The sequence below is a fragment of the Arthrobacter sp. HLT1-20 genome (assembly GCF_054510895.1).
Window position 1 is genome coordinate 1 of sequence record NZ_JBTNDR010000048.1, and the last position, 25,611, is coordinate 25,611.

Below are 25,611 nucleotides of genomic sequence, written 5' to 3' on the forward strand. Positions count from 1 at the left end.
CCCTCTCCCCCCCCCCCCCCCCCCCCCCCCCCCCCCCCCCCCCCCCCCCCCCCCCCCCCCCCCCCCCCCCCCCCCACCCCCCCCCCCCCCTCCCCCCCCCTCCCCCCCCCCCCCCCCCACGCCTTTTGTTTTTGCGTAGACTGGGCAGCTGGCTAGGTAGGGGGACGCATGGATTACGGGACAGTTGAATTGATCGTGGGCTCGGTGCTGGTGCTGGTGCCCATTGCGGGCGTGGCCGTATACGGGTGGTGGTGTTTGAAGAAGCCGCAGGCGCGGATGGCGTGGTTTTTCTTTCTGGGCCCCATCGCCTCGGTGCTCTTTGGCAGCATGGCCGGGCGCCTCGCAATGGCACTATTTCCACCGCCTTACGACGCTTACTTTGCCGGCGGCAGCGGCCTCGACCTGCGTGGCATGGTCATCATCGGTGGCGCCATGGTGGGCGGCGCGGCGGGTGTGGTGGCATCGACGGTACTGTGCGCGGCGAACCTGATCCGGCAGTACTGCCAGCCGGGAACCTTCGCCAGATAGCGCCCGCATACGCAATGCCTGGATTCCAAACAGCAGCTGATGCGGTGCCCGGCGGGCCCTAGCGCTGGAAGTGGGCTTCGCCGCTGAACGCCAAGGCCCGCTGGATGCAGGCGAGGTGGCCGGGACGCAGCGGCGGCAGCTGGTCCACGGCGAACCAGCCCACGGCAACGGATTCGTCGTCGTTCACACGCGCCGTCCCGCTGATGTGGCGGGCGATGAACTCAATGTTCAGGAAGTCGCACACGTCCCCGTTGGGGAACGTCACGGGGCCCACCACTGTGATGCCCAGCAGGTGCTCTATCCCAGCAACAACGGCTGTTTCCTCAAAGATTTCCCGCACCATGCCGGGCCCGGGTTCCTCACCCGGTTCCAGGATGCCGGTGATCAACGCCCAGCCGCCGGTGTCCGAGCGTTCGCCCAGCAACACCTTGCTTTCGGCGTCGAACACCACACCGCACACCCCGGGCAGCCACAGCGGATCGTGGCCGATTTTTTCCCGCATCCTGACAATGAATTCCGGTGATCCCATGGATCCAGCCTAGCCCCAGGGGATGACGCCGATTCCGACGGCAACGGCCAGCATCACGAGGGAGACAACCGCCGAGCGCCACAGCACCAATTTGTGGTGGTCGCCCAATTCCACCCGGGACAGAGAAACCAGCAGCAGGATGGCCGGCACCAGGGGGCTCTGCATGTGGACGGGCTGGCCGGTGATGGAAGCGCGCGCCATGGCTGCGGGGTCGATGCCATAGTGCACGGCCGTTTCGCTCAGCACCGGCAGCACGCCGAAGTAGAAGGCGTCGTTGCTCATGAAGAACGTCATGGGGATGCTCAACAGACCGGTGATCACAGCCATGTACGGGCCCATGGAGGTGGGGATGACACTGACCAGCCAGGCGGCCATGGCATCCACCATGCCGGTTCCGCTGAGCACACCGGTGAGGACAGCCGCCGCCATGACCATGGAGACCACGGCCACGATGCTGCCGGCGTGGGAGACAAGAGCCTGCGCCTGGTCCTTGACCTTGGGGAAGTTGACCACCAGGGCAATGGCGGAGCCCACCATGAAGACGTACGCCAGGGGCAGGATATCCATGACCAGAACCACCATGAGCGTGACGGTCAGGACCAGGTTGAACCAGAACAGTTTGGGCCGCAGGGTGCTGCGGTTGGGATCCAGCTGGGAATCTGCCAAAGACGTGTTGACGGATTGGGCATCCTCCTTGGCCACGGCCAGCACCTGCTCATCAAAGCGGGTTTGCGCCGCGGAGCGGGGCTTGTCGACTGTCAGCAGGGCACCGCCCTTGCCAGCGTGCGCTGTGCCAGCCGGCACCTTGCCAGCCGCCCCGGCGGCGCGGGTTCCACCCGAGGGGGTGCCGCCGTCGTGCTTGGAGCTTTCACTCCAGGAGCTGCCGGACACGGCCAGGCGACGGCGTTCGCGCAGGCCCAGGTGCCAGGCGAAGAGGAAGATCACAATCATGCCGGCAATCAGCGACGGGATCATGGGGACGAACACTTCGCTGGGGGAAACCTTCAGCGCTGCGGCGGCGCGGGCTGTGGGGCCGCCCCAGGGCAGGATGTTCATGGTGCCGTTGGCCAGGCCGGCCACGCAGGTCAGCACCACCGGGCTCATGCCCAGGCGCAGGTAGATGGGCAGCATGGCCGCCGTGGTGATGATGAACGTGGTGGAGCCGTCGCCGTCCAGGGAGACGATCGCGGCGAGCACAGCCGTGCCGAGGACCACCTTCGCTGGGTCGTTGCCCAGGGTCCGCAGGATCAGTTTGACCAGGGGGTCGAACAGTCCGACGTCGATCATCATGCCGAAGTAGACGATGGCGAACATCAACAATGCCGCCGTTGACGTTAGGCTCTTCATGGAGTCCATGACCATGTCGCCCAGGCCCAGGCCGGCTCCGGCGAACAGGCCGAAGATGGTGGGGACAACTATCAGGGCCACCACGGGCGTCAATTTCTTGGTCATGATCAACGCCATGAACACCGCTATCATGGCAAATCCAAGGATTACCAGCATTTGAACTCCTTTGTACAAAGGCCGCATTTGTGACCCGCTTTACAGAGAATAGAGTGGTCCGCATCACACCTTGTGGTTAAGTTCACTTGCCCCAACTAGTGCCCATTGAACACGTTTAGCCCATTAAGCCCACGTTTCTCGTGGGGCCCGTCCAGCAAGGAGAATTTCGTTGAAGCAGGCACGCGCCACGCCCCGGCTGCGCTTCTCCACCCGCGTTCTGCTCCTGCAACTGGGTGTGGTGTTTGCCGTGGTGCTCATGACGGCCGGCACCTTTGCCGCGCTGACCTATCAGCGCCTGGGCGATCAGGCCGAGGCGCGCGCACTGGCCGTGGCCCGGGCCGTGGCATCCTCGGAGGATGTGCGCCGCGAAACCGCGGCCCTGGCCAGTGCTCCTGCCTCCGCCCTGACTCCCGCGAACCTTGCCAACGGGCCGCTCCAACACGGTGCCGAGTCCGCCAGGGAGCGGACGGGTGCCTTCTTCGTGGTCGTCACCGACGACACCGGGCTCCGGCTGGCGCACCCCAACCCGGCCCTGCTGGGGCAGCAGGTTTCCACCGACCCCTCGGTGGCTCTGGGCGGCGGGGAAGAGACATCGCAGCAGTCCGGCACGTTGGGGCACTCAGCCCGGGCCAAGGTTCCGGTGTATGCGCTTGGAGCGGCATCAGATGTGGTGGGTGAGGTCAGCGTGGGCATCTCCAGCGACGACATCGCCGCCAGCCTGGGCCCCAGTATTCTGCCCCTGGCGCTCACGGCGGCCCTATCTCTGGCACTTGGCGCGCTCGCATCAACCATGATGGGGACCCGGCTGCGGCGGCTCACCCTGGGCCTGGAGCCGGAGGAAATTGCCGGGCTGGCACAGGACCAGGAGGCTGTGCTGCGCGGCGTTGACGAAGGCGTCATTGGCATCTCCGAAAACGGCAGCATCACAGTGTTCAATGAGGGGGCGCGGCGGCTGTTGGCCCCTGACTCCACCACTGACTTTGGCGGCATCTTGCTGGGCCGGAGCGGGCTGCCAGCTTTCCTCCTCGACGCAGCGGCCGGGGGCGAATATGGCCCTTGCGAGCATGTTGCCGGGGACCGGGTGGTCATTGTGTCGGCCCGCCCCGTCAGGCTCGACGGCGACGACGCCCGGTCGCTGGGCAAAGTCATCATGGTTCGTGACAGGACTGAGGTGCAGGCCCTGACCCGTCAACTGGATGCCGTCAACGCCCTGGGCACAGCCTTGCGGGCGCAACGGCACGAGTTCGCCAACCGACTGCACACGGTGGCCGGGCTGCTGGACCTGGATCGGGCAGCGGAGGCCCGCGACTACGTTGGTGTCATCATGAGCAACGGCCCGCTGCGGTACCCGGCCAGGGATCTTGGCATGCTGGGCGATCCCTACCTGGAGGCCTTCATCGGTGCCAAGAGCATTGAGGCCCAGGAGCGGGGCGTGGAATTGCGGATTGGCGCCGACACCCTCATGCGCGGGCGCATCACCGACCCCCAGGACGTGACAGCCATTCTGGGCAACCTCCTGGACAACGCCATCTTGGCTGCCGTGTCCGGGCCAGCCGCCCAGAAGTGGGTTGAAGTGGAACTGTTGGATGACTTTTCAGCCGCAGGGGCCACCCTGCACCTGGTGGTGGCCGACTCCGGTGCTGGCCTGCCGCCAGCCGGTTCCTCCAGTGCCGACGCCAGGGAGCTGGTCTTTGCTGCGGGCTTTTCAACTGTTGCCGCAGAACCCGGGGTTGCCGACCCCATTTCCGGCCACGGTGTGGGGCTTGCCCTTATCCGGCGCCTGGCCCGCAGCCGCGGCGGCGATGTCTGGGTGGCCGACGCCGGCTCCCCCACCACTAACGGCGCGGTGTTTTGCGCCCGCCTGCCCGGCGTCGTAGCTGCCGTGCCCGCAGGAAACGTGCCCGCAGGAAGCCTGCAAATCCCCGAGGAGAAGCCATGAGCCGCGATTTCACCGTCCTGATCGTTGAGGACGACTTCCACGTTGGGCGATTGCACGCAGGCTTTGTGGACGCCGTGCCGGGCTTCCGCGCCCTCCCCCCGGCACCCACTGCCGCACAGGCGTTGAACGTCATCCATGCGCAGGCACCGGATCTGGTCCTGCTGGATGTCTACCTGCCTGACGCCACGGGACTGGACGTGCTGCGGCGCATCGACGTTGATGCCATGATGCTCAGTGCTGCGTCCGACCCCGAGACCATCCGCAAGGCCCTGCGCCACGGTGCACTGGCCTACCTGATCAAACCGTTCTCCGCCCAGTTGCTGGAGTCACGGCTGCGCGGATACCTCAGGTACCGCCGCCTGCTGGCGGAAACCGGTACCCTGTCACAGGACCGGCTCGAATCTGCTTGGCAGGCCCTGCACCCGGCCGTCGCTGCCACAGGGCCCAGGCCTGGCTCGGCCACGGAGACGGCAGTGCTGGGTGTTCTTGTCCGGGGCGGCGACCAGTCCACCGCCGACGTGGCCAAGGCCGTGGGCATTTCCCGGACCACGGCCCAGCGGTACTTGCAGGCCCTGGCGGACGACGGCGCCGTGGTCATCTCCCTGCGCTACGGCGCCACCGGACGGCCCGAACACCGCTACAGCGCGGCGAAACCCTAGTATCCGGCCGGCAGGGGATCAGGGGCACGGCTAGGCGGGGACCAGGAGCAAGGTAGCCAGAGCCCCGGCCAGCATGGAGGGGCCAAAGGGAATCGCCGACTTGGCGGTGCCGCGCCGGCTGGCAATGAGGGCCACACCCCACAGCCCTCCGGCAACGAACCCGGCGGCCAGGCCCAGGAGCACATGCTGCCAGCTAAGGAAGCCCAGAAAAATCCCCAACACTCCGGCCAGCTTCACATCCCCAAAACCCATCCCCGCGGGGTACAGGGCCCAGAGTAGCCAGTAGAGGGCGCCCGCGGCGAGCCCTCCCCCAACGGCGCTCACCACCAGTTGGGGCATGCCCGCTGCCAGCGCGGCGCCAAGGAGCAGCACGGCTGCCACGGGATAGGCCGGCAGCACATATCGGTTGGGTAGTTTGTGGGTCCGGATGTCGATGATGCTCAGCACCACGGCAAGCCACACGAGATACAGGCAGGCGGCCAAGACCGCGAGAAACGCCACAAAGTTTGTTTCCAGCAGATCGGACAGCCGAGTCACCATAGCGTGATGCTACGCCATGGGCGCGCACGGCGGGGCCAACTGTTCAAATCCCGGGGCTATGCTGTGGACATGACTGCCCCAACTTTCACAGCCGATACTTTTCGGCACCTGTGCCGCTCGTCCCCATGGCGCTGGCAAAGCGTGCGCTTTGAGCTGCTCCGGAAGTTTCCGCTCGCCAATGGCGGCGGCGAGAATCCGGAGAGCAAGGACAGCCCCGACACTGCCGCCGCACTGCAGTGTTGGGTGCGGCGCCCCGGTGCCTTGCGGGTGGAAACCTTGGAGGGGACGCTGCTGGCCAGCACCACCAAGATCAACGAGTCCAGGGATTCATTGTTTATCAGCGGCAATCGCAAGCCGTGGCTATTGCCGCCGTCGCTGGTCAACCCTGTGCGGGACGGCAACGGCTTTGTGGTGCGGCGCCCCGAGGCACTCTACGGCGAGCCGGCCTATGGCTCCGGCCGGTTCTCTGCGGCGCTGGACCCGGTGGAACTGGCCGGAGACCGCCCGGTTCCCCTGGAGGCGCCCTTCGCCAATGTGGCCGAGATTTCAGACATTGCCCCGGTCAGCCACCAGGGCAGGGAAGCGGTTGAGGCGGTGCTGACACCCAACGCCTCCTACCGCCCCACCTTTGCCGATGCACCCCTGCTATTTCCCGGGCGCACGGCCGTGCGCATTGACCTGGCGACCGGGATTTGCGTGGCCTCCCAGTCCTTGGACGGGAGCACCGCTGGGGCCGGGCATTGGATGGTGCTGCTGGGCATTGACGAGTACATGCTCGATGACCTGTTTGAAGAGGTCAGCATGGGCCTGACGGATGTGCGCGCCCACATCCCCTGGGACCTGGGCCCCGCCTCCTGACCTGCCCCGAACGCTGCCTGCCTGCCTGCCGAACGCTGCCTCCCGAACGCTGCCTGCCGAACGCTGCCTCCCGAACGTACAGTTGATGCTGATGTCCGCGTCAAACATCGGCATCAACTGTACGTTCGCGGGGCTAGATTTCGGCTCGCTCCAGCATTTCCGTCACGAGGGCCGCAATGGGTGAACGCTCGGAGCGGGTCAGGGTCACGTGGCCAAAGAGCGGGTGGCCCTTGAGGGTTTCCACCACCGCCACCACGCCGTCGTGCCGGCCAACGCGCAAATTGTCACGCTGCGCCACATCGTGGGTCAGGACGATTTTGGAGCGCTGGCCAATGCGGCTCATGACCGTCAGCAACACGTTCTTCTCCAGCGACTGCGCCTCATCCACAATGACGAAGGAATCGTGCAAGGAGCGCCCACGGATGTGGGTCAGCGGCAGCACCTCCAGCAGTCCGCGCGCCATGACCTCCTCCATAACGGCGTCCGAGACCACCGAGCCAAGAGTGTCAAAAACCGCCTGCGCCCACGGGTTCATCTTCTCGCTCTCGGAACCGGGCAGGTAGCCGAGCTCCTGGCCGCCCACCGCGTACAGGGGCCGGAACACCACCACCTTGCGGTGTTCGTTGCGTTCCAGCACAGCCTCCAGCCCGGCGCACAAAGCCAGGGCGCTCTTGCCCGTGCCCGCCCGGCCCCCCAGGGACACAATGCCCACCTCCGGGTCCATGAGCAGGTCCAGGGCCAGACGCTGTTCGGCCGAGCGGCCGTGCAGGCCAAAGACTTCCCTATCCCCGCGCACCAGGCGCACGTTTTGGTCCGCGCCGACCCTCCCCAGCGCCGAGCCCCTATTGCTGGTGATGACGAGTGAGGTGTTCACCGGCAGGGCCGCGGCATCGGGAATCGCCACCGCCTCGTGGTTGTACAGGGCCGCCATCTCAAAGTCCGTGGCGTCAATTTCCTCAACACCCGTCCAGCCCGAATCCTGGACCAGCTCGTTGCGGTATTCCTCTGCGGCCAGGCCCATGGCCGACGCCTTCACCCGCATGGGGACGTCCTTGGAAACCACAGTGACGTTGTGCCCCTCGTTGGCCAGGTTTTTGGCAACGGCCAAAATGCGGGCATCGTTGTCGCTGCCGCGCATGCCCGCCGGCAGCACCTCCAAAGAAACATGGTTGAGCTCCACCCGGAACGTCCCGCCGTCGTGCCCCAAGGGCACAGGTTCACTCAAACCGCCATGCTGAGTGCGCAGGTCATCGAGCAGGCGCAGGGCCGTGCGGGCAAAGTAACCCAGTTCGGGGTCGTGGCGCTTGGCCTCCAGCTCCGAGATGACAACGATGGGCACAATGACTTGATGTTCGGCAAAACGCGTGATGGCCCGGGGGTCAGCCAACAAAACAGAGGTGTCAATGACGTAACTGCGCAGTTTCGCCCCAACACTTGCGCTTGCTGAATCCTGTTCCCGGTTCAAAGCTTCAACCACGTCGACTCCAGCCCTCCGGCGCGTCTTGAGCGTCCGGATTCTCATCGGTACGGCGAGCGGAGTTGCCCTCCGTTATGGCTAAAGCTACGCCTTCCGGGGTGGCTGCTTTGCATACACGGAGGGCGTGTCGGGCAACCGTGAGCTGAACGTTTGGGGCCGACGACGGCGAAATGGTGATCTGCTGCTGATAAATCACCAGCGGATCACCGCTTCAGTGTCCGGGTGGCTCAGCTGCCGAAGCGGCGGCTGCGGCCGGCGTAGTCGCGCAGGGCGCGCAGAAAGTCGATCTTTCTAAACGCCGGCCACAGGGCCTCACAAAAGTAAAACTCGCTGTAGGCGCTTTGCCACATCAGGAATCCGGACAACCGCTGCTCCCCGGAGGTGCGGATCACCAGATCCGGGTCAGGCTGGCCGCGGGTGTACAGGAACTTGGAAATGTCATCAACGGTGAGCTGCTGGGCAACGTCCGCCATGGCGCGGCCCTGGGCGTCGGCGTCGAGCAGGAGTTCACGGACGGCATCAACAATTTCCCGGCGGCCACCATAGCCAATGGCCATGTTGACGTGGATGCGCTCCTTGGCGGGCACACGCTCCGTCAGCGACGACAGCCGTGCGGCCAAATAGTCGGGGAGGAGCTCGGGGGCGCCCATGGCGTGGACGCTGATGTCGGAATCGGCGTCGAGCAGGTCAAGGGTGTTGGCAATGATGCCCATAAGCTCGTCGAGCTCTTCCTGGGAGCGGCTCATGTTGTCGGTGGAGAGCATGTACAGCGTGACAACCTTGATGCCCAGGTCCTGGCACCAGCCAAGGAATTCCAGGATCTTGTCCGCGCCCGCCTGGTGGCCCTCACTGGTGGGGGCGTTGAACTGCCGGGCCCAGCGGCGGTTGCCGTCAACCATGACGCCAATATGTCGGGGCACGCTGCTGGCGTCCAGCGACTTGGCCAGGCGCCGCTCATAGTAGTTGTACAGCAGCTTTGGCATCCGCACCGAACCGGTAAACAGTCGCATGAATGTACACCGGCCTTTACGAATAATGGCCATGCGGCCGTACGAAACTTGCTAGCTCTAGGTTACCTGCACGCACCGCCAATTCTCACCAAGCCGGGCCAATTCTCATATTACTGCTCAGTAACCTCACCGGGCGCTGGGTTATGCTTTTTTCATGATTCCCGTTGCTGGCGAAGACCTCAAACCATCCTGGCGCGGCTGGCTGCACGCCGGAACCGCGCCACTGGTGCTGCTTGCCGGGATGGCCCTGGTGCTGCTGGCGCCGGGCCTGGAAGCCAAAGTTACTTGTGCAATATATGTGACCACCGGGGTCCTACTTTTTGGCACAAGTGCGCTATATCACCGCGGGAATTGGCAGCCCCAAACCAAGGCCCTGCTCAAACGCCTGGACCACAGCAACATCATGCTGGTCATTGCGGGCTCCTACACCCCACTTTCGGCGCTGATGCTGCCGCGCCCCACCGCCACCTTGCTGCTCTGGATGATCTGGGTGGGAGCCATTGCCGGTGTCCTGTTCCGTGTGGTGTGGGTCAATGCTCCGCGCTGGCTGTATGTGCCCATCTACGTTTTGTTGGGCATCACAGCCTTGTTCTTCCTGCCGCAGTTCTGGGCGGCGGGGCCCGTCCCCACGATCCTGATCTGCCTGGGCGGCGCGCTCTACATTGCCGGGGCGGTGATCTACGGGATCAAGAAACCCAACTTCAGCCACCGGCACTTTGGCTTCCACGAACTTTTCCACGCACTCACCGTGGCTGCGTTTGCAACGCACTTTATTGCGGTGGTCCTGGTGGTTTTTGACTGAGCCATTTGGCCCGTCCCGCCAAGGCCCCTAGGCTCGTGGCATGTCCCTCACCCACCAGCCCGCACAACAATTTCAGTGTTTTGAGGGCCACGCCCCACCCGTGCTGTGGGCCGCGGTGGCAGCGCTTTTCAGTGCAAGCTTCTCGGCTGATCCCTACTTTGAGGATCCCGACGATCTAGCCACGATCACCGGCTGGGGACCTGTTCAACTGGCCCAGCCAGGCGGACGCCTGGTGGTGGCTCACAGCGATGGCGCCATCGCGGCCTTCGCCCTGTCCCACGGATTGGTGGAGGACGCCCCGTGGCAACAAATATTGGCTGCTGCCGTGGCGCCGGAATCCCCCTACCTCGCGGCTGATCCCCGGAACGTTGTTGTGGTTCAGGAGCTGGCCGTGGCCGCCGCGCATCGTGGCAGGGGCCTTGCCGGGGAATGCGTGCGCAGACTCCTGGCCAACAGAACCGAATCCCACGTGGTGCTGGGTGTCTACAGCCAGGCCGCCCCGGCCCGCGCCCTGTACAGGAAATGGGGCTTCGAGGAGCTTGGCACCACAACGGATGCCGGCTCCCCCACCACCTTGCGGGTTCTGGGCCACCCGCTGCCATGGCCGGCGCCAAACCCGGCGTGACCCGGCGCCAAACCCGGCGTGACCCGGCGCCAAACCCGGCGTGACCCGGAACCCTACCCAGAACCGGGCGTGGCTTAGAACCTGATGGCGTCAATGACCTTGACCCGGATGGCCACGAGCGCCGGAATGGCGCCTGCGAGCGCACCCACCAACACGGCAGCACCCAGACCCAGCAGTGCGGCTTCCACCGGAAACGCCGGGTAAATGTCCAGGCCGGGGGCCACTTTCGATTCCACCCACGGGTTCTTGACCACAGCAACGGCAAGCATGACACCCACGGCACCGGCCACGGTGGTGCCCACCACCGACTCCATCATGACGCCGGTGAAGATGCGGCCCGACGTGGCGCCAAAACTGCGGCGGATGCCGATTTCCCGCACCCGGTACCGCACAGTGACCATGGAAATGTTCAGCAGCCCCACGGCGCCCAGTAACAGGATCAACGCGGCAATCCCGGAGACCATGAGCTGAACCATGGCGAAGGGGTCACCCATGGCGGCGTAGTCGCTGCGGTAAACATTCACTTGTGCCCCGGGGAGCTGTTGCGCCAGGTCTGCATTCAACACAGGCATCAGCTGTTCGGCCATGCCGGCGGGCGCCCAGATCTTCAGTTCCTGCCCCATGCCGCCCATGTCTTGTGCCGCACCAACAGCCTGTGCCGCCTCCGTCAACATGAAGGCCTGCGGCATCTCCTCCGGGTATCTGCTGGGCATGACACCGATGATGACGGCCGTTGCCTTGTTGGCACCCAACACCGTGACTTGGGGGGCCGTGGTGAGGTTGGGCCGTCCGGCTGCTGCATAAAACGCTTCATTAACCACGACGGCGGGAGCCAGCCTGCCGCCGTCGTCCTCGGCAAACCAGCTGCCCTGGGCAACATCCACCCGGTGGATGGCCCCGTACTGCGGATCAACCACAGTCAGTTGCACGCCCTGGACACCGTGGGGGGAACTGAAACCGTCCCTGTGCCTGCGTGACCCGGGTGGCGTGGCTGAAGCCGTAGCGTTTCACCGTGGCATCCAGAATCCTGGCGGTCCTGTCTGCGTCCGGCGTTTGGGTGCCGCTGGGGTCGGAATAGATGGAGACGCTCAGGGTTGCTTCCCGGCCGCCGTTGCGCTCGGAATCCAGCCGCATGCCTTCCCTGGCCAGATTGCCCACCCCCACCACAGTGGTCAGCACGGCCACCGACAGGGCAACGCCAATCAGGGCCAGCAGCACACGGGTCTTGTGTATCCGCAGCTCCGACCAGGCCTCCACCATGGCGGAAATGAGGGCGGTCATGCGTTGGCCCCCAGCAGGACGCCTGAGCTGGCAAGACCGGTCGAGGCTGAGAGAATGCCGGCGTCGAGCCTGTAGCTGGTGCGGGCGCGTGCGGCCACGTTGACATCGTGGGTGATGGTCACCAGGGCCGCCCCGGATTCGGTGGCGATCGTGTCCAGCAAATCCATCACGGCCTGGCCGGTCTCCACATCGAGGGCGCCGGTGGGTTCGTCCGCCAGGATCAGCCGGGGCCTGCGCACCAGGGCGCGGGCAATCGCCACCCGCTGCTGTTCACCACCGGAGAGCATGTGGGGTTGCGTGCCAGCCCGGGCGGCGAGCCCCACCCTGTCCAGCATCTCCATGCCGAGGGTGTTGCGGCGCCAGAATTCCTTCCGCCCCGCATACATCAGGGGCGTCACCACGTTCTCCAGGGCCGTGCGCCCCGGCAGCAGGTTGAACTGTTGGAACACAAAGCCGATGCTGGAACCGCGCAGCTTGGCGCGGGTGTTGTTGCGCAGTCTTTCCACGGGCGTCCCGTCAAAGAGCATCTTGCCGCTGCTGGGCACATCGAGCAGGCCAAGGATGTTCAGCAGGGTTGATTTTCCGCAGCCCGAGCGCCCCACTATGGCGGTATGGTCGCCCACCCTGACTTGCAGGTCAACGCCGCGCAGAATGTGCAGCAGCCCGTCGTCGGGCAGCACCACGCTCCGGGTGACGTTGCACAAATCGACCAGGGGCGCGTTGGCATCGTGGCTGCCCGTGGTGTTCTCGCCAGACGCGCCGAATTCACGGGCGTCCTCTTCATCTCGGGGAGAAAATATGCTCGTCATCCTCAGCCGCCCATCGGGCCGAAGCCGGCCATCTGCCCATTGGGCACCACGGCATCCGCACCGGGCACAAATTCAAGCACCTGTTCACCCTCAGCCAGTCCCGTGCGGATCTCCACCACGTCGCCGTCGTTCAGGCCCAACACAACCTTGCGCTCCTGAGGCGCCCCGCTCCCGTCGACGCCGGGAACCCAGACCAGGCCGTTCTGGACGCTGCCCTTGACGGCCGTCAGCGGCAAGGTCAGCACGTCCTTGGCCTCACCGGCGGTGAGGGTTATAGTGGCGCCCAGCCCGGGGAACACGGCTGTCCCGACCGGCACGGCACAGCTGACCTGGCCGGTGCCTGTCTCCTCCGGTGTCACGGGAGCGCCGGGCACCATGGCACCCGGAATCATTGCGGCTCCGACGCCGGTGCCACCGTCCGATTTTTTGTTGCTCAGCTGGACATCGTTGCACTTGAAGGGTGCCGGGCCGTTGGTGACGGTGCCGGAGGCCGTGGCTGGCTTGCCCAGAAGACGGAATTGCTGCGCCGTGGTCAGGGTGCCTGTGATGGAGAAGGTGCCCGGGCTGACCGAGCCGGCGTTGTCACCCACGCTGAGTTCCTGATTCAACAGCACTGACAGGGTGTCCAGGGTGCCGGCCACCGGGGCCAGCACGTCCGTGAAGGCGTAGACGGGCGCGGGCGCAGCCGGCGGGTTCTTCGCCGTGTCCGCCGTGCCGCCGTCGTCCGGGGCAACTACAGCGGACGGATCGGCTACCACTTCACTGCGCACCTGAAAGATCCGGTCCCCTGCAGCCAGCTGCGCTCCCTTCTCAACAAAAAAGAACACCACTTTGCCTGCCGCCGTGGCACGCACCGGCACGGCGGCATCACTTTGCACCGTCCCGGCAAGTTCCACAGTATTGGTCACGGTGGCCCGGTTGACGGCCGTGACGGGTGCCCCAATCTGGGCCTGCGGCACCAGCTGCTCACCCTCATCCTTGAGCCCGTCAACGAAGGCCAGCTTGACCAGGGCCATCGCTATGACGGCAAAAATCAGCACCCACACAATTGGAAAAATGACACGACGCAGTACACGCACTTTTGTTTCCTTCTTCGAATCTCCCCACAGATCCCCGGATGGAGACTTGTTGCACAACAATCTAGCCGAGCGCGGCGGATTGTGTGGGATGGCTCTTCACAGCGGCCAAAGATTACCGGGTTCAGGGCCGGGCGGCCGGGCGGGCCGGGCTCAGAGTCCGAGCAGGCCGGAGAGCTCCAGCGGGGTTGCCACGGGCCGGGCACACACCATGTTCCGGCAGACATACGCCAGTGGCCGGCGTCCCGGCTCTGGCACGGCGGGCAGCCCGCGGCCCTCAAGCAGCGGCACCGGCGCCGGGCCAATACCGTCCCACACAGCCAGCGCGACCCCCGGTGAGTTGGCCAGCCACGCCTGCCGCACCAGGGCGTCACGGTCCGGGCCGGCTGGGCCCACGATGGCCACCTCCAGCGGCCCCGCGGTCAATGCCAGGGCCGCTGCGAGCAGCCCCCCTGCCGCACGCGGCGCCTGGCGGGCCAGTTCCGGCAATGATCCCAACAGCGCCTCCGCCACGCCGCGGTGGTGGGCCGAGCCCGTGTAGGCGGCCCACGAGGTGAAGGCTTGCACCAGCTGCGCCACACCACTGGCGGTTGCGTTGTCGAAGGGATCGGCAAACTTGGACCCGGGCAGGGCATTGTCCGCCGCGTTGTTCAACACCACGCCGTCCACAATGAATTCCGCTTCAAGGGCGGCGATCAGGGTGCCGGCAAACTCACACCAGCGCTGCTCCCCCGTGGCCGCGTACAAGGCCAGGAAGCCGTTGGCGCATGCTGCGTGGTCGTCCAGGAGCCCCTTGATGCCGCGCGCCCGGCCGTCGTGGGAAACCCTGAACAACTGCCCATCCCAGTGGACCGTTTGCAGGTATTCCCCGAGTTCGACGGCGGCAACCAGGCAATCTGGCCGGTCCAGGACCATGGCGGCCTCGGCAAGCGCGGAAAGCAACTGCCCGTTCCAGGCAGCCACCACCTTGTCATCCCGGGCCGGCATGGTGCGTTGTGCGCGCCGGCGCAGCAGGGCCGGGCGGATCCGCTCCCAGTCGGCACGCTCGTGAGACTCCAGGCGGCGGCCCGGATGGAACGGCGCCGTGCCTGCATCCGGAATGTTCATGAAACCGGCAACAAGCCGCGCCAGATTTCCGGCCCCGTCCGGCCCACCAGCCTGGCCCACCGATTCCGCGACTGCCGCCTCCAGCTCAGCAACGCTCCACTGGTAGCTGGCGCCCTCGTGATGCACCCCGTCAATCACGGTGTCGGCGTCCAGAGAGGAGGCGAAGGCGCCGCCGGGCAGGCGCAGCTCCGCCATGAGCCAGGAAATCGTGGCTTCCGCCGCGCGCCGAGCATCGGCAACACTCAGCGGCTGCAACAAGCGTTCCGGCTGCTCCACCTCCGGCTGTGCCTGGGCCACGGGCCGCACCAGGGCCAGCCTGATCCAGTGCACCAGCTCCTGCAGCAGGCCGGCGTTGTCGTAAAGCATTTTCTCGTAGTGCGGCTCTGACCAATCAGCGGTAACGCTGTACCGGGCAAAACCGCCTGCCAGCTGATCAAAAAGGGCCGAGTTGACCATGGCGCCCAGGGCCCGTCCGGCCAGCCCGGCCGCCGTGCGCGATGATGCCCCGGAATCTCCCGCCGCCTGCCGCATCAGGAATTCCAGCGCCGGGGTGGGCGGAAACTTCGGAGACGTGCCCAATCCGCCATGCTCGGGGTCCTCGGCGCGGGCCAGTGCTGTGACGGCGGCCTGTGCCACGGCAGCCCACTGGGCTGTTGGCGGAGCAGAAAGTTCGACGCCGGCTGGCCCACCCGCCGTCTGGCCACCAACGGCTCCAGGGTCGCCGGCGGCACCAGCGGCGCCAGGGGCGCCAGCGGCACCGGCCCGGATTTGCCACAGGGGCGCCGACAACGCCTCCGCAAGCTCGTTGGCTGTGCGTTCCACCTCGGTCCGGCGTTCATTCCACGCCTCGTGGACGGCTGTCAGCAGTTGCGAAAATGAGGGCCGGCCGGAGCCCGGCTGCGGCGGGAAATACGTGCCGGCGTAGAAGGCGCGGCCGTCCGGGGTGAGAAACACGCTCATCGGCCAGCCGCCCTGGCCGCTGAGGGCTTGGGTGGCTGCCATGTAGGCGTCGTCCACGTCCGGGCGTTCCTCCCGGTCCACCTTGATCGAGACAAAGTGCCGGTTCAGATAGTCGCCAATGGCCGGGTCTTCAAAGGACTCCCCCGCCATGACATGACACCAATGGCACGCGGCGTAACCCACTGACAAGAAAATGGGTACATCACGTGCCACAGCTTCGGCAAAGGCAGCCGGATCAAACGGCTGCCAGTGCACAGGGTTTTGTGCATGCTGGCGGAGGTAAGCACTTGGTTCACCCGCCAGCCTGTTCATGGCTAAACGCTACTTCGTATCCGTCTCGGGAGCGGCAGTGGCGTCTTTTTCCTGGTCCACGGCGGGAGCCTCGCGGGGCGCTGGGACGGGGGTCTCGGCGTCGTCCCTCATGATGGGAATGCCCATGTACTCGGCATCCGGGCCATGCGAACCGCCCGCGTGGCCTTCCTCAACCTGGGCCCGGTAACGGACACGGCGGATGCGCTTGACCATGTCGCGGATCAAAAAGAACATGATGATCACAATGCTGAAGGTCACAACAAACCCCAGCAGGCCGGGCGTGATCTGGTCCTCGGTAAGTCCCGGGCGCAGGCCGCCGGGTGAGGGTACGGCGGGGTCAGTGGTGGCAAGCAAAATCAAAGTGTGCACAGTCCGTCTTTCGTATCATCCCCGGCAGGCGTGGTGCCAGCGGGAAACGTCCACTATCTATCGTAGGCCAGCAAAGAGGTCGTTCTCGGGCAGTGTGGTGGGAACGCGGGAGCTGATCAGGGAATAGTCCTCCCACGGCCACACTTTGCGCTGCATCGCCGGGCTCACGGCGAAGAAGAAACCGTCAGGGTCCACCTGGGTCGCGTGCGCGCGCAGGGCGTTGTCACGGGTTTCAAAGTAGTCGCCGCAGTCAATCTGGGTGGTGGTGGGGTGCTTGCTGACGGGCATGGAGTGACCCTCGGAGTCTGTTTCCAGCCAGGCGGCGAGCCGTTCCGCATACGGTGAGGTGAGCCCCGCCTCCTCCAGTGCGAAGTGGAGGGCACGGAACCGCTGCGGGTTGAAGGCCAGGTCGTAGTACAGCTTGGACGGCTCCCACGCCTCGCCGGTGCCGGGGTAACGCTCCGGATCCCCGGCGGCGTCGAAGGCCTCCACGGTGATTTTGTGCGCCATGATGTGGTCCGGGTGCGGGTAGCCGCCGTTTTCGTCATAGGAGATGATGACGTGGGGCCGGAAGCGGCGCACCAAGCGGACCAACGGCGCGGCCGCAATGTCCAAGGGCTTGAGCGCAAAGCAATTGGCCGGCAGCTCCGGCAGCGGGTCGCCCTCGGGCAGCCCGGAGTCCGTGAACCCCAACCACTGCTGGGAAATGCCCAGGATTTTGGCGGCGTTGGCCATTTCCAACCTGCGCGCACCACCCATGTCGCGAGAGGGATGGGGCGCACCCACTAGGGCGGGGTTCTGGATGTCGCCGCGCTCCCCGCCCGTGCACGTTGCCACCATCACCTCGACGCCGGCCGCAGCGTAGGAGGCCATCATGGCGGCGCCCTTGCTGGCCTCGTCATCCGGATGCGCATGAACTGCCAAAAGTCGCAGCGGCTCGGTTGCGGTGCGCTCATTGCCGTTCATGGGTCTACCTTCATTTCTGTATCAACTTTGGGACAATCAGGGGGCAAAATTCCCTGGTCAAATAAACGCTAAACTGGTCTAAGTCCAACGCCCTCATCAACTGTGGGCGGCCAGACCACGGGAACCCGTGGAACAGACACAAGTGGATGCAGTGAAAAACTCAGATTCTCCAGCAGCTACCAGCCTAACCAATCGCTACGGCACACCCAAGCGGACAATGTCCAAGCGCAACAAACTCATTCTGCTCATCGTGACCGGTGTGCTCTCCCTGACCTGGATTTTGTGGGTTGTTATTGGCGGCAATTCGGGCGTCTCCCAAAAAATCCTGAGCTACAACGTGGCAGACGGCACCATGACAACCGTGGACCTGGCTGTGACGAAGGACCCGTCAGCCACGGCCAAGTGTGCCCTCAAGGCCATGAACGACAGCTACGCGGTAGTGGGCTGGAACGTTGTCACTGTGGGCCCCAATGCCAAGGATGCCGGCTCGGAGAATGGCCGCACCACCACCGTGCGTGGTGAGATCCGGACCGACTCTCTGGCTGTCACGGGCGTGGTGGAAAACTGCTGGTTGGTCAAGTAGACGTAACACGCACCACGTCGATTCTTGGGTTTATCCCTCTTATTGACTAAACTAGACCCTATTACCTTCTGCCCCGCTTGGTTTCTGGCGATTTTCATGCGCCGGACCGCCTGTAGCGGGGCCTTTGCTTTTGTACATTCAAGGAGAATCTCGTGGCTACTACTAACAGTGCGCCCCCCTCTGCATGGCTGACCCAGGAAGCTTTTGACCGCCTTTCGGCCGAGCTGACCCAGCTCTCCGGCCCCGGCCGCGCCGAAATCGTCAGCAAGATTGAACAAGCCCGCCAGGAAGGCGACTTGAAGGAAAACGGCGGCTACCACGCTGCCAAGGACGAGCAGGGCAAAATCGAAGCCCGCATCCGCCAGCTCAGCGAAATGCTCCGCTACGCCCGTGTGGGCGAGGCCCCTGCCGACGACGGCATCGTGGAGCAGGGCATGGTGGTGGTTGCCACCATCGCGGGCGAGGAAACCACCTTCCTGCTCGGCAGCCGCGAAGTGGGCGCCGGGGACCTGGACGTGTTCAGTGAACGCTCGGCCCTGGGCGAAGCCATCATGAACAAGAAGATCGGCGACAAGGTCAGCTACGTTGCCCCCAACGGCAAGAACATTGACGTGGAGATCCTCTCCGCCAAGCCGTACAAGGGCTAACCCCCACCATTTAAGCAACTGCCCGCAGAAAACGCCGAAAATCACGGTAAAACCGTGATTTTCGGCGTTTTCTGCGGGTCAGTTCTTTGGGCTCGGCCCTTAGTGGACCACTATCGGCTGGAAGCCTTCGGCGCGAAGCGCCGTCAGGACCAGTTCACAGTGTTCGTGGCCCTTGGTTTCCAGGTTCACGGTGATGGAGACATCGCCCATGGAGATGGAGCCGCCCACCCGGGTGTGATCCACCCCGGTGACGTTGGCGTCGTTCTCGGCAATGATGCGAGAAATGGTGGCCAAGGAACCGGGCCGGTCGTTGAGCATCATGCGCACCGTGAGGAAACGCCCCGCAGCCGCAAGGCCTCGCTGGATGACCTTGAGCATGAGCATGGGGTCGATGTTGCCGCCGGAAAGGATGATGGCAGTGGTGCCGGGGTTTTCGATCTTGCCTTCCATGATCGCGGCAACACCCACCGCGCCGGCGGGCTCCACCACCATCTTGGAGCGCTCCAGCAAGAAGATCAGGGCCCGGGCCAGGGCATCCTCGCTGACGGTGATTACATCGTCCACGAGTTCGCGGATGATGGAGAACGGCAGCTGTCCGGGCCGGCCCACGGCAATGCCGTCGGCCATGGTGGAAACTTTCTTCAGGGGCACCAGGGCGTCGGCGGCCAGGGAGGGCGGGTAGGCTGCAGCATTCTCCGCCTGGACGCCGATGACACGGATTTCCCGGCCCAGTTCCTTGGCCCGCGCCTTGACCGCCACGGCCACACCGGCCAGCAGGCCGCCACCGCCAACACCCATGATGATGGTGTCAACGTTGGGGATCTGATCGAGGATCTCCAATCCAATGGTGCCCTGCCCCGCCACGACGTCAACATTGTTGAACGGGTGCACAAACACGGCCCCGGTCTCATTGGCGTAGCGCTCGGCCTCGGCGAGCGACTCGTCAACGTTGTAGCCGTGCAACACCACCTCGGCACCGTGACCGCGGGTGGCGGCCAGCTTGGGCAGGGCAACGCCCACAGGCATGTAAATCCGGGCCTTGATGCCCAGCGCCTTGGCAGCCACGGCAACGCCCTGCGCATGGTTACCGGCCGACGCCGCAACCACGCCGCGTGCCCGTTCCTCCGGCGACAACCGCGCCATACGGACGTACGCGCCACGGACCTTGAAGGACCCGGCACGCTGCAGGTTCTCGCACTTGAAAAACACCTCGGACCCCGTCAACCGGCCCAGGGCCCGCGAACTCTCAATGGGTGTGAGCGCAATAATCTCCGTCAACAGCTCCCTGGCCTGTTCTACATCTGCAAGGGTGACGGGGAGATCGCTTGATGCGTTCACGGTACTTTTCTCTTTCTCTACGGAATGTCGATAGTGCAAAATATGGGGGTGCCGCCGGGACGCCCTAGGGTTTGTCCGGGCCTTTCCCGGGGCTGTCGGTGCCGTGTTCGACGTCGGAAGGGGCCTTGGGTGCCGGCGGTCCGGCTGGCACGGGGGCTAGCCCGTAGATGTCGGGCAGCAGGGGATCGTTCTCCCAACCACGTTCGGCTATGTAGCGGATGAAGGAGTTGGTCACCGCCAGCAGCGGGACGGCAAAAAGTGCGCCCAGGATGCCGGCAACACCTGCACCCGCGGCAACCGCCAGGATCACGGCAACCGGGTGCAGATTCACTGCCCGGCCCATGATGAAGGGCTGCAGGAGGTGGCTTTCCAGCTGCTGCACGGCCAAGACAATGGCCAGCATGATCAGGGCGTTCACCCAGCCGTTGGCCACAAGGGCCAGCAGCACGGCCACGGCGCCTGTCACCAGGGCACCCACCACGGGGATGAACGATCCCAGGAACACCAACACACCCAGCGGCAGGGCCAGCGGGACCTGGATGATCGCGGCACCAACGCCAATGCCTACAGCATCAACAGCTGCCACGAGGATCTGTACCCTCGCATAGTTACCTAGCGAGCGCCAGCCGCGGCGGCCGGCACCGTCCACGGCGGGACGGGCCCGGCGGGGGAAGAACCTGACAATGAAGGCCCAGATGTCCTGGCCCTCGAGGAGGAAGAACAGCAAGATGAATAGTGTCAGCAGTATTCCGGCCGCAAAATGGCTGAAGCTGCTGCCAAAGCCCAGGGCGCTGGAGAGAATGACGCTGGTGTTGTTCTGCAGGGCATTCAGCGCCTCGTTGATGTACTTGTTGATTTCATCGTTGCTGATGCCCAGCGGACCGTTGGTCAACCACTCCTGGACCTGGATGACACCCCTGATGGCTTGCTCGCTCAGGGCGGAGAAGCCTGTCACCATTTGCCGGCCCACCAGGAACAAACCACCCAGGACCACGGCGATCAGGCCCACTTCGGCAATCGCCACGCTCAGGCCCTGCGGCAGGCCCATTTTCTTCAAGCCGCGCACCACTGGCCGCAGCAGGGACGCAAGGATGGCCGCCAGCATGATGGGGATGATCAGGATGGTGATTTGGCTCAGCAGCCACACCAGCATGGCCGAAACCAGCAGGATTGCGCCCACCCGCCAGGACCATGCTCCGGCCACACGCATGCCAAAGGGGACCACCGAGGCGTCCTGTTGTGAATTGCGCTCTTGTTCGTGCTGTGAGGGCGTCATAAACCAATAATTCCCTATGGGGCAAAAATACGTTAAACGGTGTCCATTGTCAGCGTGGCGCCGGGCCTCGCGGCGCCCCTCACGGCGCCCGGCTATGCGCCCCGCACGGCGCCCTGCTAGACACCCGGCTGGGCGTCCAGCTGGGCGTCAATCCCCCAGTTCATGGTGAATGACTCCCCCGGCTCCAGCCATTTCAGGCCGTCGCCGGAATTGAAGGCGTTGGCCGGGCCCGTCATGGGTTCCATGGCCACGGCTAGGGACCGCCCCGGGAACTCGTCGGTGATGTACACGTGAACGTGGGAGACGGTGCCGTCGTGCCACAAGCTCACGCTGCGCCCGTCGGGAGCCGCCAGCGTGTGCCGGGCAACGCCGTCGTGCGTCAGCAAGTCCGTGAAGCACGTGTCCATCAAGGACTCCGGCACGGCCTTGCCGCCGCGCAGGTCATAGCGCCCTGAAACGGCCGCGGTTCCCGTGGGTATCATGCGGCTATTGGCACTCAGGGCACTGGCGGCGTTGACGGTGATGCGCAGGTCAGCAGGCGCCACCGTGCCCAGGGTGAAGTAGGGGTGGGCGCCCAGCACAAACGGAGCCCGCCGCGCTGAATCATTGATCAGCGTCTGGGCAACCCGCAACTCCCCAGAATCCCCCAGTTCGTAGCGGACCTGGTGCCGGGCCAGGAAAGGGTAGCCGTGCTGGGGGTGGATGGTGGCCTCCAGCAGCACCCGCGTGGGGCTGTGCTCCAGCGCCGTGTAGCCCACATTACGCAACAATCCATGGATGGCGTTGTTGCGCGGAACCTCCGTGATGTCCAACTGCTGCGGCACGCCGTCGAGCTCCCACAGCCCGCCATCCACGCGGTTTGCGAACGGCGCCAGGGTGATTCCGGCGGCCCCGGGGGCAATGGAATCCAGCGGATAGCTCTCCACCAGGGCTACCCCGCCCTTGTCATAATGGCGCAGACCGGCGGCGAGTGAGGTAATAATGGCGGTAGCATCCCCACGCGCCAAGGTGAACTGTGGTCCTGTGGCCGCCCGGGTTCCCGCGGTTTCAATGGGAGTTGTCATGGGGATTAGATTACCGCCCCGCCGCACAGAAATTGTTCTATTTCGTGCCGATGACTGCACAAACACCCTCAACTAATGTAATATTTTGTTTGAAAACTATGTATTTTGATTATTTCGAACAGAGGGGCTCCCATGCTGGCACCAGAACGCCAAGCACGCATCCTGAAGGAACTTCAACTTCACGAGGCTGTGCGTGTTGCAGACATTGCTGCCACCCTCAACGTCAGTGAAATGACTATCCGGCGCGACATTGAGGCGCTGGATTCCAACGGGCTGGCCCGCAAGATCCACGGCGGCGCCATGCGCCTGGCCCGCCTCAGTGCGCTGGAGCCCGGCTTCCTGCTCAACGTTGACAAGGAAATGGACGGCAAACTGGCCATCGCAGCCCAGGCGTTGACCCTGATCCAGCCCGGCATGACAGTGGCCATGACAGGCGGCACCACCACCTACCAACTGGCCGTGCTGCTGGCGCCGGAGCTGGAACGGCTGCGCAACCTCACAGTGGTCACCAACTCCTTGAAAGTTGCCGAGCTGCTGTACCGCCAGCAGGGCAACTCGGATCTGAAGGTCATTGTCACAGGCGGCGAACGCACGCCGTCGGAAGCGCTAGTGGGCCCCGTGGCGCGCCTGGCCCTGGGCAGCCTCAACACGGATATTTGCTTCATGGGCGTGCACGGACTGGACTCGCAGCGCGGCCTGAGCAGCCCCAACTGGCTGGAGGCCGAGACCAACGCGGCCTTCATTGAGGGCACCTCACGGCTGGTCATCTTGGCCGACTCCACCAAGTTCCAGGTCCGTTCGCTGGCAGCCATTGCGCCCATGGGTGCCGTGGACACCATCATCACCGACGGCTCCGTCAGCCAGGTCACCGCCGAACAATTCACCCCGCTGGTCCAGCACTTCATCAAGGCCACCTCAGCCGCGGCCACGTCCGCACCCATTAGGAAGACCTCATGACTATTGCTACAACCACGCTGCTCGCCGATGGCCGGGAGCTGATTTACTTTGACGACGGCGGATTGGCCAAGGCCCATGTTGGCGTGGACACCCGCCCGCTGGACGCGCGCTCGGCGGAAAACACCGGCGAGTTGCGCTTTGATGCTCTCACCGGCGATTGGGTGGCCATTGCCGCGCACCGCCAGACCCGCACCTACCTGCCCCCTGCGGACCAGTGCCCCCTCTGTCCCACCACGGGCGCCAACCTTTCCGAGATCCCGGACGCCGCCTACGACGTCGCGGTGTTTGAAAACCGGTTCCCGTCCTTGGGCCCGGCCGTTGGCAGCATTCCCGCCAGCCCCGCCTGGGGAAGCGTTGGACGGGCCTTTGGCCGGTGCGAGGTTGTGGCCTTCACCCCGGAACACAAGGGCTCCTTTGGCGGGCTTTCCGCCGAGCGCGCCCGCACAGTGATCGACGCGTGGGCACACCGGACGGAGGCACTCAGTGCACTGCCCGGCGTCAAGCAGGTTTTCCCCTTTGAAAACCGCGGTCAGGACATTGGCGTGACCTTGCACCACCCGCACGGCCAAATCTACGCGTACTCCTACGTGCCCCCGCGCAGCGAGGTCATGGCCACGGCCGCCCGGACGTTCTTTGACGCGCACAACGGCCAGGCAACCCTGCTGGGCGACATTGTGGCCAAGGAGTCCGAGTCCGGTGAGCGCATGATCGCCCAGGGCGAGCACTTCAGCGCCTATGTGCCATTTGCTGCGCACATGCCCCTGGAAATCCACCTGACCCCGCACCGCCACGTCCCGGACTTCACCGCCCTGAACGACGCCGAGCGCGACGAGCTGGCCGTCATGTACCTTGACGTGCTGCGGCGCCTGGACAACCTGTATGACACACCCACCCCGTACATTGCCGCCTGGCACCAGGCCCCCTTGGATGCGCAGCTGCGCCCGGCCGGGCGCTTCCACCTGGAGCTCACCTCCCCGCGCCGTGCCGCGGACAAGTTGAAGTTCCTGGCCGGCTCCGAGGCGGCCATGGGCGCCTTCATCAACGACACCACACCGGAGCAAACTGCCGCTGTTCTGCGCAGCACCTCCACAGCCGTGCGCAGCAGCGCCTCCACCGAAACAGTGAAAGCAGGATTGGCATGAGCGCGTCCATCGACGCAGCCCACGTGGCTAGGGCATTTGAGGAAACCTTTGGCGCCGCACCCCAGGGTGTCTGGGCGGCGCCGGGCCGGGTCAACCTCATTGGTGAGCACACGGATTACAACGAAGGCTTTGTGCTGCCGTTCGCCATTGACCGTGCCGCAGCGGTGGCGATCCGCTTGCGCGATGACAACATTGCCCGGCTGCGCTCCAGCTACGGCACTGAGGGAACGGTGAGCGTGGATCTTGACACGCTCACGCACGACACCATGAACGGCTGGACGGCATACCCGCTGGGCGTTGTGTGGGTCATGCGCCAGCTGGGCATCACGATTGGCGGTTTTGACCTGTTCCTGCATTCAACCGTGCCCTCGGGGGCGGGCCTGTCGTCCTCGGCAGCCATCGAGTGTGCCGTCGCCACGGCCTTCAACGAACTGGCTTCGGCCGGATTGAGCACCAACGAGTTGGTGCTGGTGGGCCAGCGCGCCGAGAACGAGGTGGTGGGCGCCCCCACGGGCATCCTTGACCAGTCGGCGTCGTTGTTGTCCACCGACGGCCACGCCGTGTTCCTTGACTGCCGCACGCAGGAATCCACGCTGGTGCCCCTGGACCTGGCTGCCGCGGGCCTGCTCATCCTGGTGGTGGACACCAAGGTCAGCCATGCACACGCAACCGGCGGCTACGCTGCCCGCCGCGCGTCCTGCGAGCTGGGCGCCGAGGTGCTCGGCGTTGCGGCCCTGCGCGACGTTACCGCCGCGGACCTCCCCGAGGCCGCGGGCCTGCTGGATGACGAGACGTTCCGCCGCGTGCGCCACATTGTCACCGAGAACCAGCGCGTACTGGACACCATTGTTGTTCTGGACGACGCCGGACCCTCCGCCATTGGTGCCCTGCTCACCGCCAGCCACGTGTCCATGCGTGATGACTTTGAGATCTCCTGCCCCGAACTCGACCTGGCCGTGGATACGGCGCTGGCCCATGGTGCCCTCGGCGCACGCATGACAGGTGGCGGCTTTGGCGGATCCGCGATTGCACTCATCCCGGCCACGGCAGAAGCCACTGTCCGCGCCAACGTGGTGGCGGCCTTTGCTGGCGCCGGTTTCACGGCCCCGGACATCTTTGCCGTCTCACCGGCCCCGGGAGCGCGCCGGGTCCGTTGAAATCACAACTAGCCCGCAGAAAACGGCGAGAATTCACGATTTTGTCGTGTTTTTCGTCGTTTTCTGCGGGCTAGTTGTTTAAGCTGGGGCCCTCGCG

General features: G+C 65.0%; 26 protein-coding genes. 11 read left to right on the forward strand and 15 right to left on the reverse strand.

Annotated elements, in window-relative coordinates:
* Positions 1-168 precede the first annotated feature (168 nt).
* The gene (locus ACX80Q_RS17200) at positions 169-528 is read left to right on the forward strand and encodes a hypothetical protein (RefSeq protein WP_459331756.1); all 360 of its coding nucleotides are present in this window, start codon (positions 169-171) and stop codon (positions 526-528) included.
* A 58-nt stretch (positions 529-586) separates the two neighbouring features.
* On the opposite strand, the gene ACX80Q_RS17205 is transcribed toward ACX80Q_RS17200, so the two are convergent.
* The gene (locus ACX80Q_RS17205) at positions 587-1,057 is read right to left on the reverse strand and encodes an NUDIX hydrolase (RefSeq protein WP_459331757.1); all 471 of its coding nucleotides are present in this window, start codon (positions 1,055-1,057) and stop codon (positions 587-589) included.
* 9 nt (positions 1,058-1,066) lie between these two features.
* Complete coding sequence (locus ACX80Q_RS17210; protein WP_459331758.1) at positions 1,067-2,560, reverse strand: CitMHS family transporter; 1,494 nt, start codon at positions 2,558-2,560, stop codon at positions 1,067-1,069.
* Between the two features lie 169 nt (positions 2,561-2,729).
* Between ACX80Q_RS17210 and ACX80Q_RS17215 the strand changes: the two genes are divergently transcribed.
* Complete coding sequence (locus tag ACX80Q_RS17215; protein ID WP_459331759.1) at positions 2,730-4,499, forward strand: sensor histidine kinase; 1,770 nt, start codon at positions 2,730-2,732, stop codon at positions 4,497-4,499.
* Complete coding sequence (locus ACX80Q_RS17220; protein ID WP_459331760.1) at positions 4,496-5,158, forward strand: response regulator; 663 nt, start codon at positions 4,496-4,498, stop codon at positions 5,156-5,158. Before ACX80Q_RS17215 ends, ACX80Q_RS17220 begins: the two co-directional genes overlap by 4 nt.
* Positions 5,159-5,188: 30 nt before the next feature.
* Here ACX80Q_RS17220 and ACX80Q_RS17225 read toward each other — a convergent pair whose 3' ends face one another.
* Positions 5,189-5,698 (reverse strand): prepilin peptidase, encoded by a 510-nt coding sequence (locus tag ACX80Q_RS17225; RefSeq protein ID WP_459331761.1) that lies wholly within the window; start codon positions 5,696-5,698, stop codon positions 5,189-5,191.
* A 69-nt stretch (positions 5,699-5,767) separates the two neighbouring features.
* On the opposite strand from ACX80Q_RS17225, the gene ACX80Q_RS17230 reads away from it, so the two are divergent.
* Positions 5,768-6,556: a hypothetical protein gene (locus tag ACX80Q_RS17230; protein ID WP_459331762.1), complete on the forward strand. Its 789-nt coding sequence runs from the start codon at positions 5,768-5,770 to the stop codon at positions 6,554-6,556.
* A 133-nt stretch (positions 6,557-6,689) separates the two neighbouring features.
* Here ACX80Q_RS17230 and ACX80Q_RS17235 read toward each other — a convergent pair whose 3' ends face one another.
* Positions 6,690-8,078 carry a PhoH family protein gene (locus tag ACX80Q_RS17235; protein ID WP_459331763.1) on the reverse strand — a complete coding sequence of 463 codons (1,389 nt, stop codon included), beginning with the start codon at positions 8,076-8,078 and terminating at the stop codon, positions 6,690-6,692.
* Positions 8,079-8,260: 182 nt separating this feature from the next.
* Positions 8,261-9,043 carry an isoprenyl transferase gene (locus ACX80Q_RS17240; protein WP_459331764.1) on the reverse strand — a complete coding sequence of 261 codons (783 nt, stop codon included), beginning with the start codon at positions 9,041-9,043 and terminating at the stop codon, positions 8,261-8,263.
* A gap of 154 nt (positions 9,044-9,197) precedes the next feature.
* On the opposite strand from ACX80Q_RS17240, the gene trhA reads away from it, so the two are divergent.
* On the forward strand, positions 9,198-9,845 hold the full coding sequence (trhA, locus tag ACX80Q_RS17245; protein WP_459331765.1) for a PAQR family membrane homeostasis protein TrhA: 648 nt from the start codon (positions 9,198-9,200) through the stop codon (positions 9,843-9,845).
* A gap of 40 nt (positions 9,846-9,885) precedes the next feature.
* Positions 9,886-10,470 (forward strand): GNAT family N-acetyltransferase, encoded by a 585-nt coding sequence (locus tag ACX80Q_RS17250; protein ID WP_459331766.1) that lies wholly within the window; start codon positions 9,886-9,888, stop codon positions 10,468-10,470.
* 74 nt (positions 10,471-10,544) lie between these two features.
* Here ACX80Q_RS17250 and ACX80Q_RS17255 read toward each other — a convergent pair whose 3' ends face one another.
* The 7 genes from ACX80Q_RS17255 to mca all read right to left on the reverse strand — a co-directional run bounded on the left by ACX80Q_RS17255 (position 10,545) and on the right by mca (position 17,350).
* Positions 10,545-11,399, reverse strand: coding sequence for an ABC transporter permease (locus ACX80Q_RS17255; protein ID WP_459331767.1), 855 nt, complete (start codon positions 11,397-11,399; stop codon positions 10,545-10,547).
* Complete coding sequence (locus tag ACX80Q_RS17260) at positions 11,380-11,751, reverse strand: ABC transporter permease (protein ID WP_459331768.1); 372 nt, start codon at positions 11,749-11,751, stop codon at positions 11,380-11,382. Before ACX80Q_RS17260 ends, ACX80Q_RS17255 begins: the two co-directional genes overlap by 20 nt.
* Positions 11,748-12,560, reverse strand: a complete 813-nt coding sequence (locus ACX80Q_RS17265; RefSeq protein WP_459331769.1) for an ABC transporter ATP-binding protein — start codon at positions 12,558-12,560, stop codon at positions 11,748-11,750. Before ACX80Q_RS17265 ends, ACX80Q_RS17260 begins: the two co-directional genes overlap by 4 nt.
* Before the next feature lie 2 nt (positions 12,561-12,562).
* Entirely contained in the window at positions 12,563-13,639 is a 1,077-nt protein-coding gene (locus ACX80Q_RS17270; RefSeq protein WP_459331770.1) for an efflux RND transporter periplasmic adaptor subunit, read from the reverse strand.
* A 150-nt stretch (positions 13,640-13,789) separates the two neighbouring features.
* Positions 13,790-16,015, reverse strand: a complete 2,226-nt coding sequence (locus ACX80Q_RS17275) for a thioredoxin domain-containing protein (RefSeq protein ID WP_459331771.1) — start codon at positions 16,013-16,015, stop codon at positions 13,790-13,792.
* Between the two features lie 9 nt (positions 16,016-16,024).
* Positions 16,025-16,384, reverse strand: a complete 360-nt coding sequence (locus ACX80Q_RS17280; RefSeq protein ID WP_459331772.1) for a hypothetical protein — start codon at positions 16,382-16,384, stop codon at positions 16,025-16,027.
* Between the two features lie 57 nt (positions 16,385-16,441).
* Complete coding sequence (mca, locus tag ACX80Q_RS17285) at positions 16,442-17,350, reverse strand: mycothiol conjugate amidase Mca (RefSeq protein WP_459331773.1); 909 nt, start codon at positions 17,348-17,350, stop codon at positions 16,442-16,444.
* Positions 17,351-17,567: 217 nt separating this feature from the next.
* On the opposite strand from mca, the gene ACX80Q_RS17290 reads away from it, so the two are divergent.
* Both ACX80Q_RS17290 and greA read left to right on the forward strand, forming a co-directional pair.
* On the forward strand, positions 17,568-17,933 hold the full coding sequence (locus ACX80Q_RS17290; RefSeq protein WP_459331774.1) for a DUF4307 domain-containing protein: 366 nt from the start codon (positions 17,568-17,570) through the stop codon (positions 17,931-17,933).
* 152 nt (positions 17,934-18,085) lie between these two features.
* A complete protein-coding gene (greA, locus tag ACX80Q_RS17295; protein ID WP_459331775.1) occupies positions 18,086-18,580 on the forward strand; it encodes a transcription elongation factor GreA in 495 nt (164 codons plus the stop codon).
* 99 nt (positions 18,581-18,679) lie between these two features.
* Here the strand turns inward: greA and ilvA are convergent, their stop codons facing one another.
* The 3 genes from ilvA to ACX80Q_RS17310 form a co-directional block, all read right to left on the reverse strand.
* On the reverse strand, positions 18,680-19,918 hold the full coding sequence (gene ilvA, locus ACX80Q_RS17300; RefSeq protein WP_459331776.1) for a threonine ammonia-lyase: 1,239 nt from the start codon (positions 19,916-19,918) through the stop codon (positions 18,680-18,682).
* A 64-nt stretch (positions 19,919-19,982) separates the two neighbouring features.
* Positions 19,983-21,194 carry an AI-2E family transporter gene (locus ACX80Q_RS17305; protein ID WP_459331777.1) on the reverse strand — a complete coding sequence of 404 codons (1,212 nt, stop codon included), beginning with the start codon at positions 21,192-21,194 and terminating at the stop codon, positions 19,983-19,985.
* 116 nt (positions 21,195-21,310) lie between these two features.
* Positions 21,311-22,258, reverse strand: a complete 948-nt coding sequence (locus ACX80Q_RS17310; RefSeq protein WP_459331778.1) for an aldose 1-epimerase family protein — start codon at positions 22,256-22,258, stop codon at positions 21,311-21,313.
* A 132-nt stretch (positions 22,259-22,390) separates the two neighbouring features.
* On the opposite strand from ACX80Q_RS17310, the gene ACX80Q_RS17315 reads away from it, so the two are divergent.
* From ACX80Q_RS17315 to galK, 3 genes are read left to right on the forward strand one after another with little or no spacing between them, the layout of a single operon-like run.
* On the forward strand, positions 22,391-23,215 hold the full coding sequence (locus tag ACX80Q_RS17315) for a DeoR/GlpR family DNA-binding transcription regulator (protein WP_459331779.1): 825 nt from the start codon (positions 22,391-22,393) through the stop codon (positions 23,213-23,215).
* Positions 23,212-24,357, forward strand: coding sequence for a galactose-1-phosphate uridylyltransferase (galT, locus tag ACX80Q_RS17320; RefSeq protein WP_459331780.1), 1,146 nt, complete (start codon positions 23,212-23,214; stop codon positions 24,355-24,357). The genes ACX80Q_RS17315 and galT overlap by 4 nt, the downstream gene beginning before the upstream one ends.
* On the forward strand, positions 24,354-25,514 hold the full coding sequence (galK, locus tag ACX80Q_RS17325) for a galactokinase (protein ID WP_459331781.1): 1,161 nt from the start codon (positions 24,354-24,356) through the stop codon (positions 25,512-25,514). Before galT ends, galK begins: the two co-directional genes overlap by 4 nt.
* Positions 25,515-25,611: the final 97 nt, after the last annotated feature.

What these genes read in the sequence shown, in the direction of transcription:
- ACX80Q_RS17305 (WP_459331777.1), bottom strand. Translation starts at nt 21,194, where the DNA reads ATGACGCCCTCACAGCACGAACAAGAGCGCAATTCACAACAGGACGCC.
- mca (WP_459331773.1), bottom strand. Translation starts at nt 17,350, where the DNA reads ATGAACGGCAATGAGCGCACCGCAACCGAGCCGCTGCGACTTTTGGCA.
- trhA (WP_459331765.1), top strand. Translation starts at nt 9,198, where the DNA reads ATGATTCCCGTTGCTGGCGAAGACCTCAAACCATCCTGGCGCGGCTGG.
- ACX80Q_RS17275 (WP_459331771.1), bottom strand. Translation starts at nt 16,015, where the DNA reads ATGAACAGGCTGGCGGGTGAACCAAGTGCTTACCTCCGCCAGCATGCA.
- ACX80Q_RS17265 (WP_459331769.1), bottom strand. Translation starts at nt 12,560, where the DNA reads ATGACGAGCATATTTTCTCCCCGAGATGAAGAGGACGCCCGTGAATTC.
- ACX80Q_RS17200 (WP_459331756.1), top strand. Translation starts at nt 169, where the DNA reads ATGGATTACGGGACAGTTGAATTGATCGTGGGCTCGGTGCTGGTGCTG.
- galT (WP_459331780.1), top strand. Translation starts at nt 23,212, where the DNA reads ATGACTATTGCTACAACCACGCTGCTCGCCGATGGCCGGGAGCTGATT.
- galK (WP_459331781.1), top strand. Translation starts at nt 24,354, where the DNA reads ATGAGCGCGTCCATCGACGCAGCCCACGTGGCTAGGGCATTTGAGGAA.
- ACX80Q_RS17260 (WP_459331768.1), bottom strand. Translation starts at nt 11,751, where the DNA reads ATGACCGCCCTCATTTCCGCCATGGTGGAGGCCTGGTCGGAGCTGCGG.
- ACX80Q_RS17315 (WP_459331779.1), top strand. Translation starts at nt 22,391, where the DNA reads ATGCTGGCACCAGAACGCCAAGCACGCATCCTGAAGGAACTTCAACTT.
- ACX80Q_RS17310 (WP_459331778.1), bottom strand. Translation starts at nt 22,258, where the DNA reads ATGACAACTCCCATTGAAACCGCGGGAACCCGGGCGGCCACAGGACCA.
- ACX80Q_RS17240 (WP_459331764.1), bottom strand. Translation starts at nt 9,043, where the DNA reads ATGCGACTGTTTACCGGTTCGGTGCGGATGCCAAAGCTGCTGTACAAC.
- ACX80Q_RS17250 (WP_459331766.1), top strand. Translation starts at nt 9,886, where the DNA reads ATGTCCCTCACCCACCAGCCCGCACAACAATTTCAGTGTTTTGAGGGC.
- ACX80Q_RS17225 (WP_459331761.1), bottom strand. Translation starts at nt 5,698, where the DNA reads ATGGTGACTCGGCTGTCCGATCTGCTGGAAACAAACTTTGTGGCGTTT.
- ACX80Q_RS17205 (WP_459331757.1), bottom strand. Translation starts at nt 1,057, where the DNA reads ATGGGATCACCGGAATTCATTGTCAGGATGCGGGAAAAAATCGGCCAC.
- ACX80Q_RS17235 (WP_459331763.1), bottom strand. Translation starts at nt 8,078, where the DNA reads ATGAGAATCCGGACGCTCAAGACGCGCCGGAGGGCTGGAGTCGACGTG.
- ACX80Q_RS17290 (WP_459331774.1), top strand. Translation starts at nt 17,568, where the DNA reads ATGTCCAAGCGCAACAAACTCATTCTGCTCATCGTGACCGGTGTGCTC.
- ACX80Q_RS17220 (WP_459331760.1), top strand. Translation starts at nt 4,496, where the DNA reads ATGAGCCGCGATTTCACCGTCCTGATCGTTGAGGACGACTTCCACGTT.
- ACX80Q_RS17210 (WP_459331758.1), bottom strand. Translation starts at nt 2,560, where the DNA reads ATGCTGGTAATCCTTGGATTTGCCATGATAGCGGTGTTCATGGCGTTG.
- ACX80Q_RS17230 (WP_459331762.1), top strand. Translation starts at nt 5,768, where the DNA reads ATGACTGCCCCAACTTTCACAGCCGATACTTTTCGGCACCTGTGCCGC.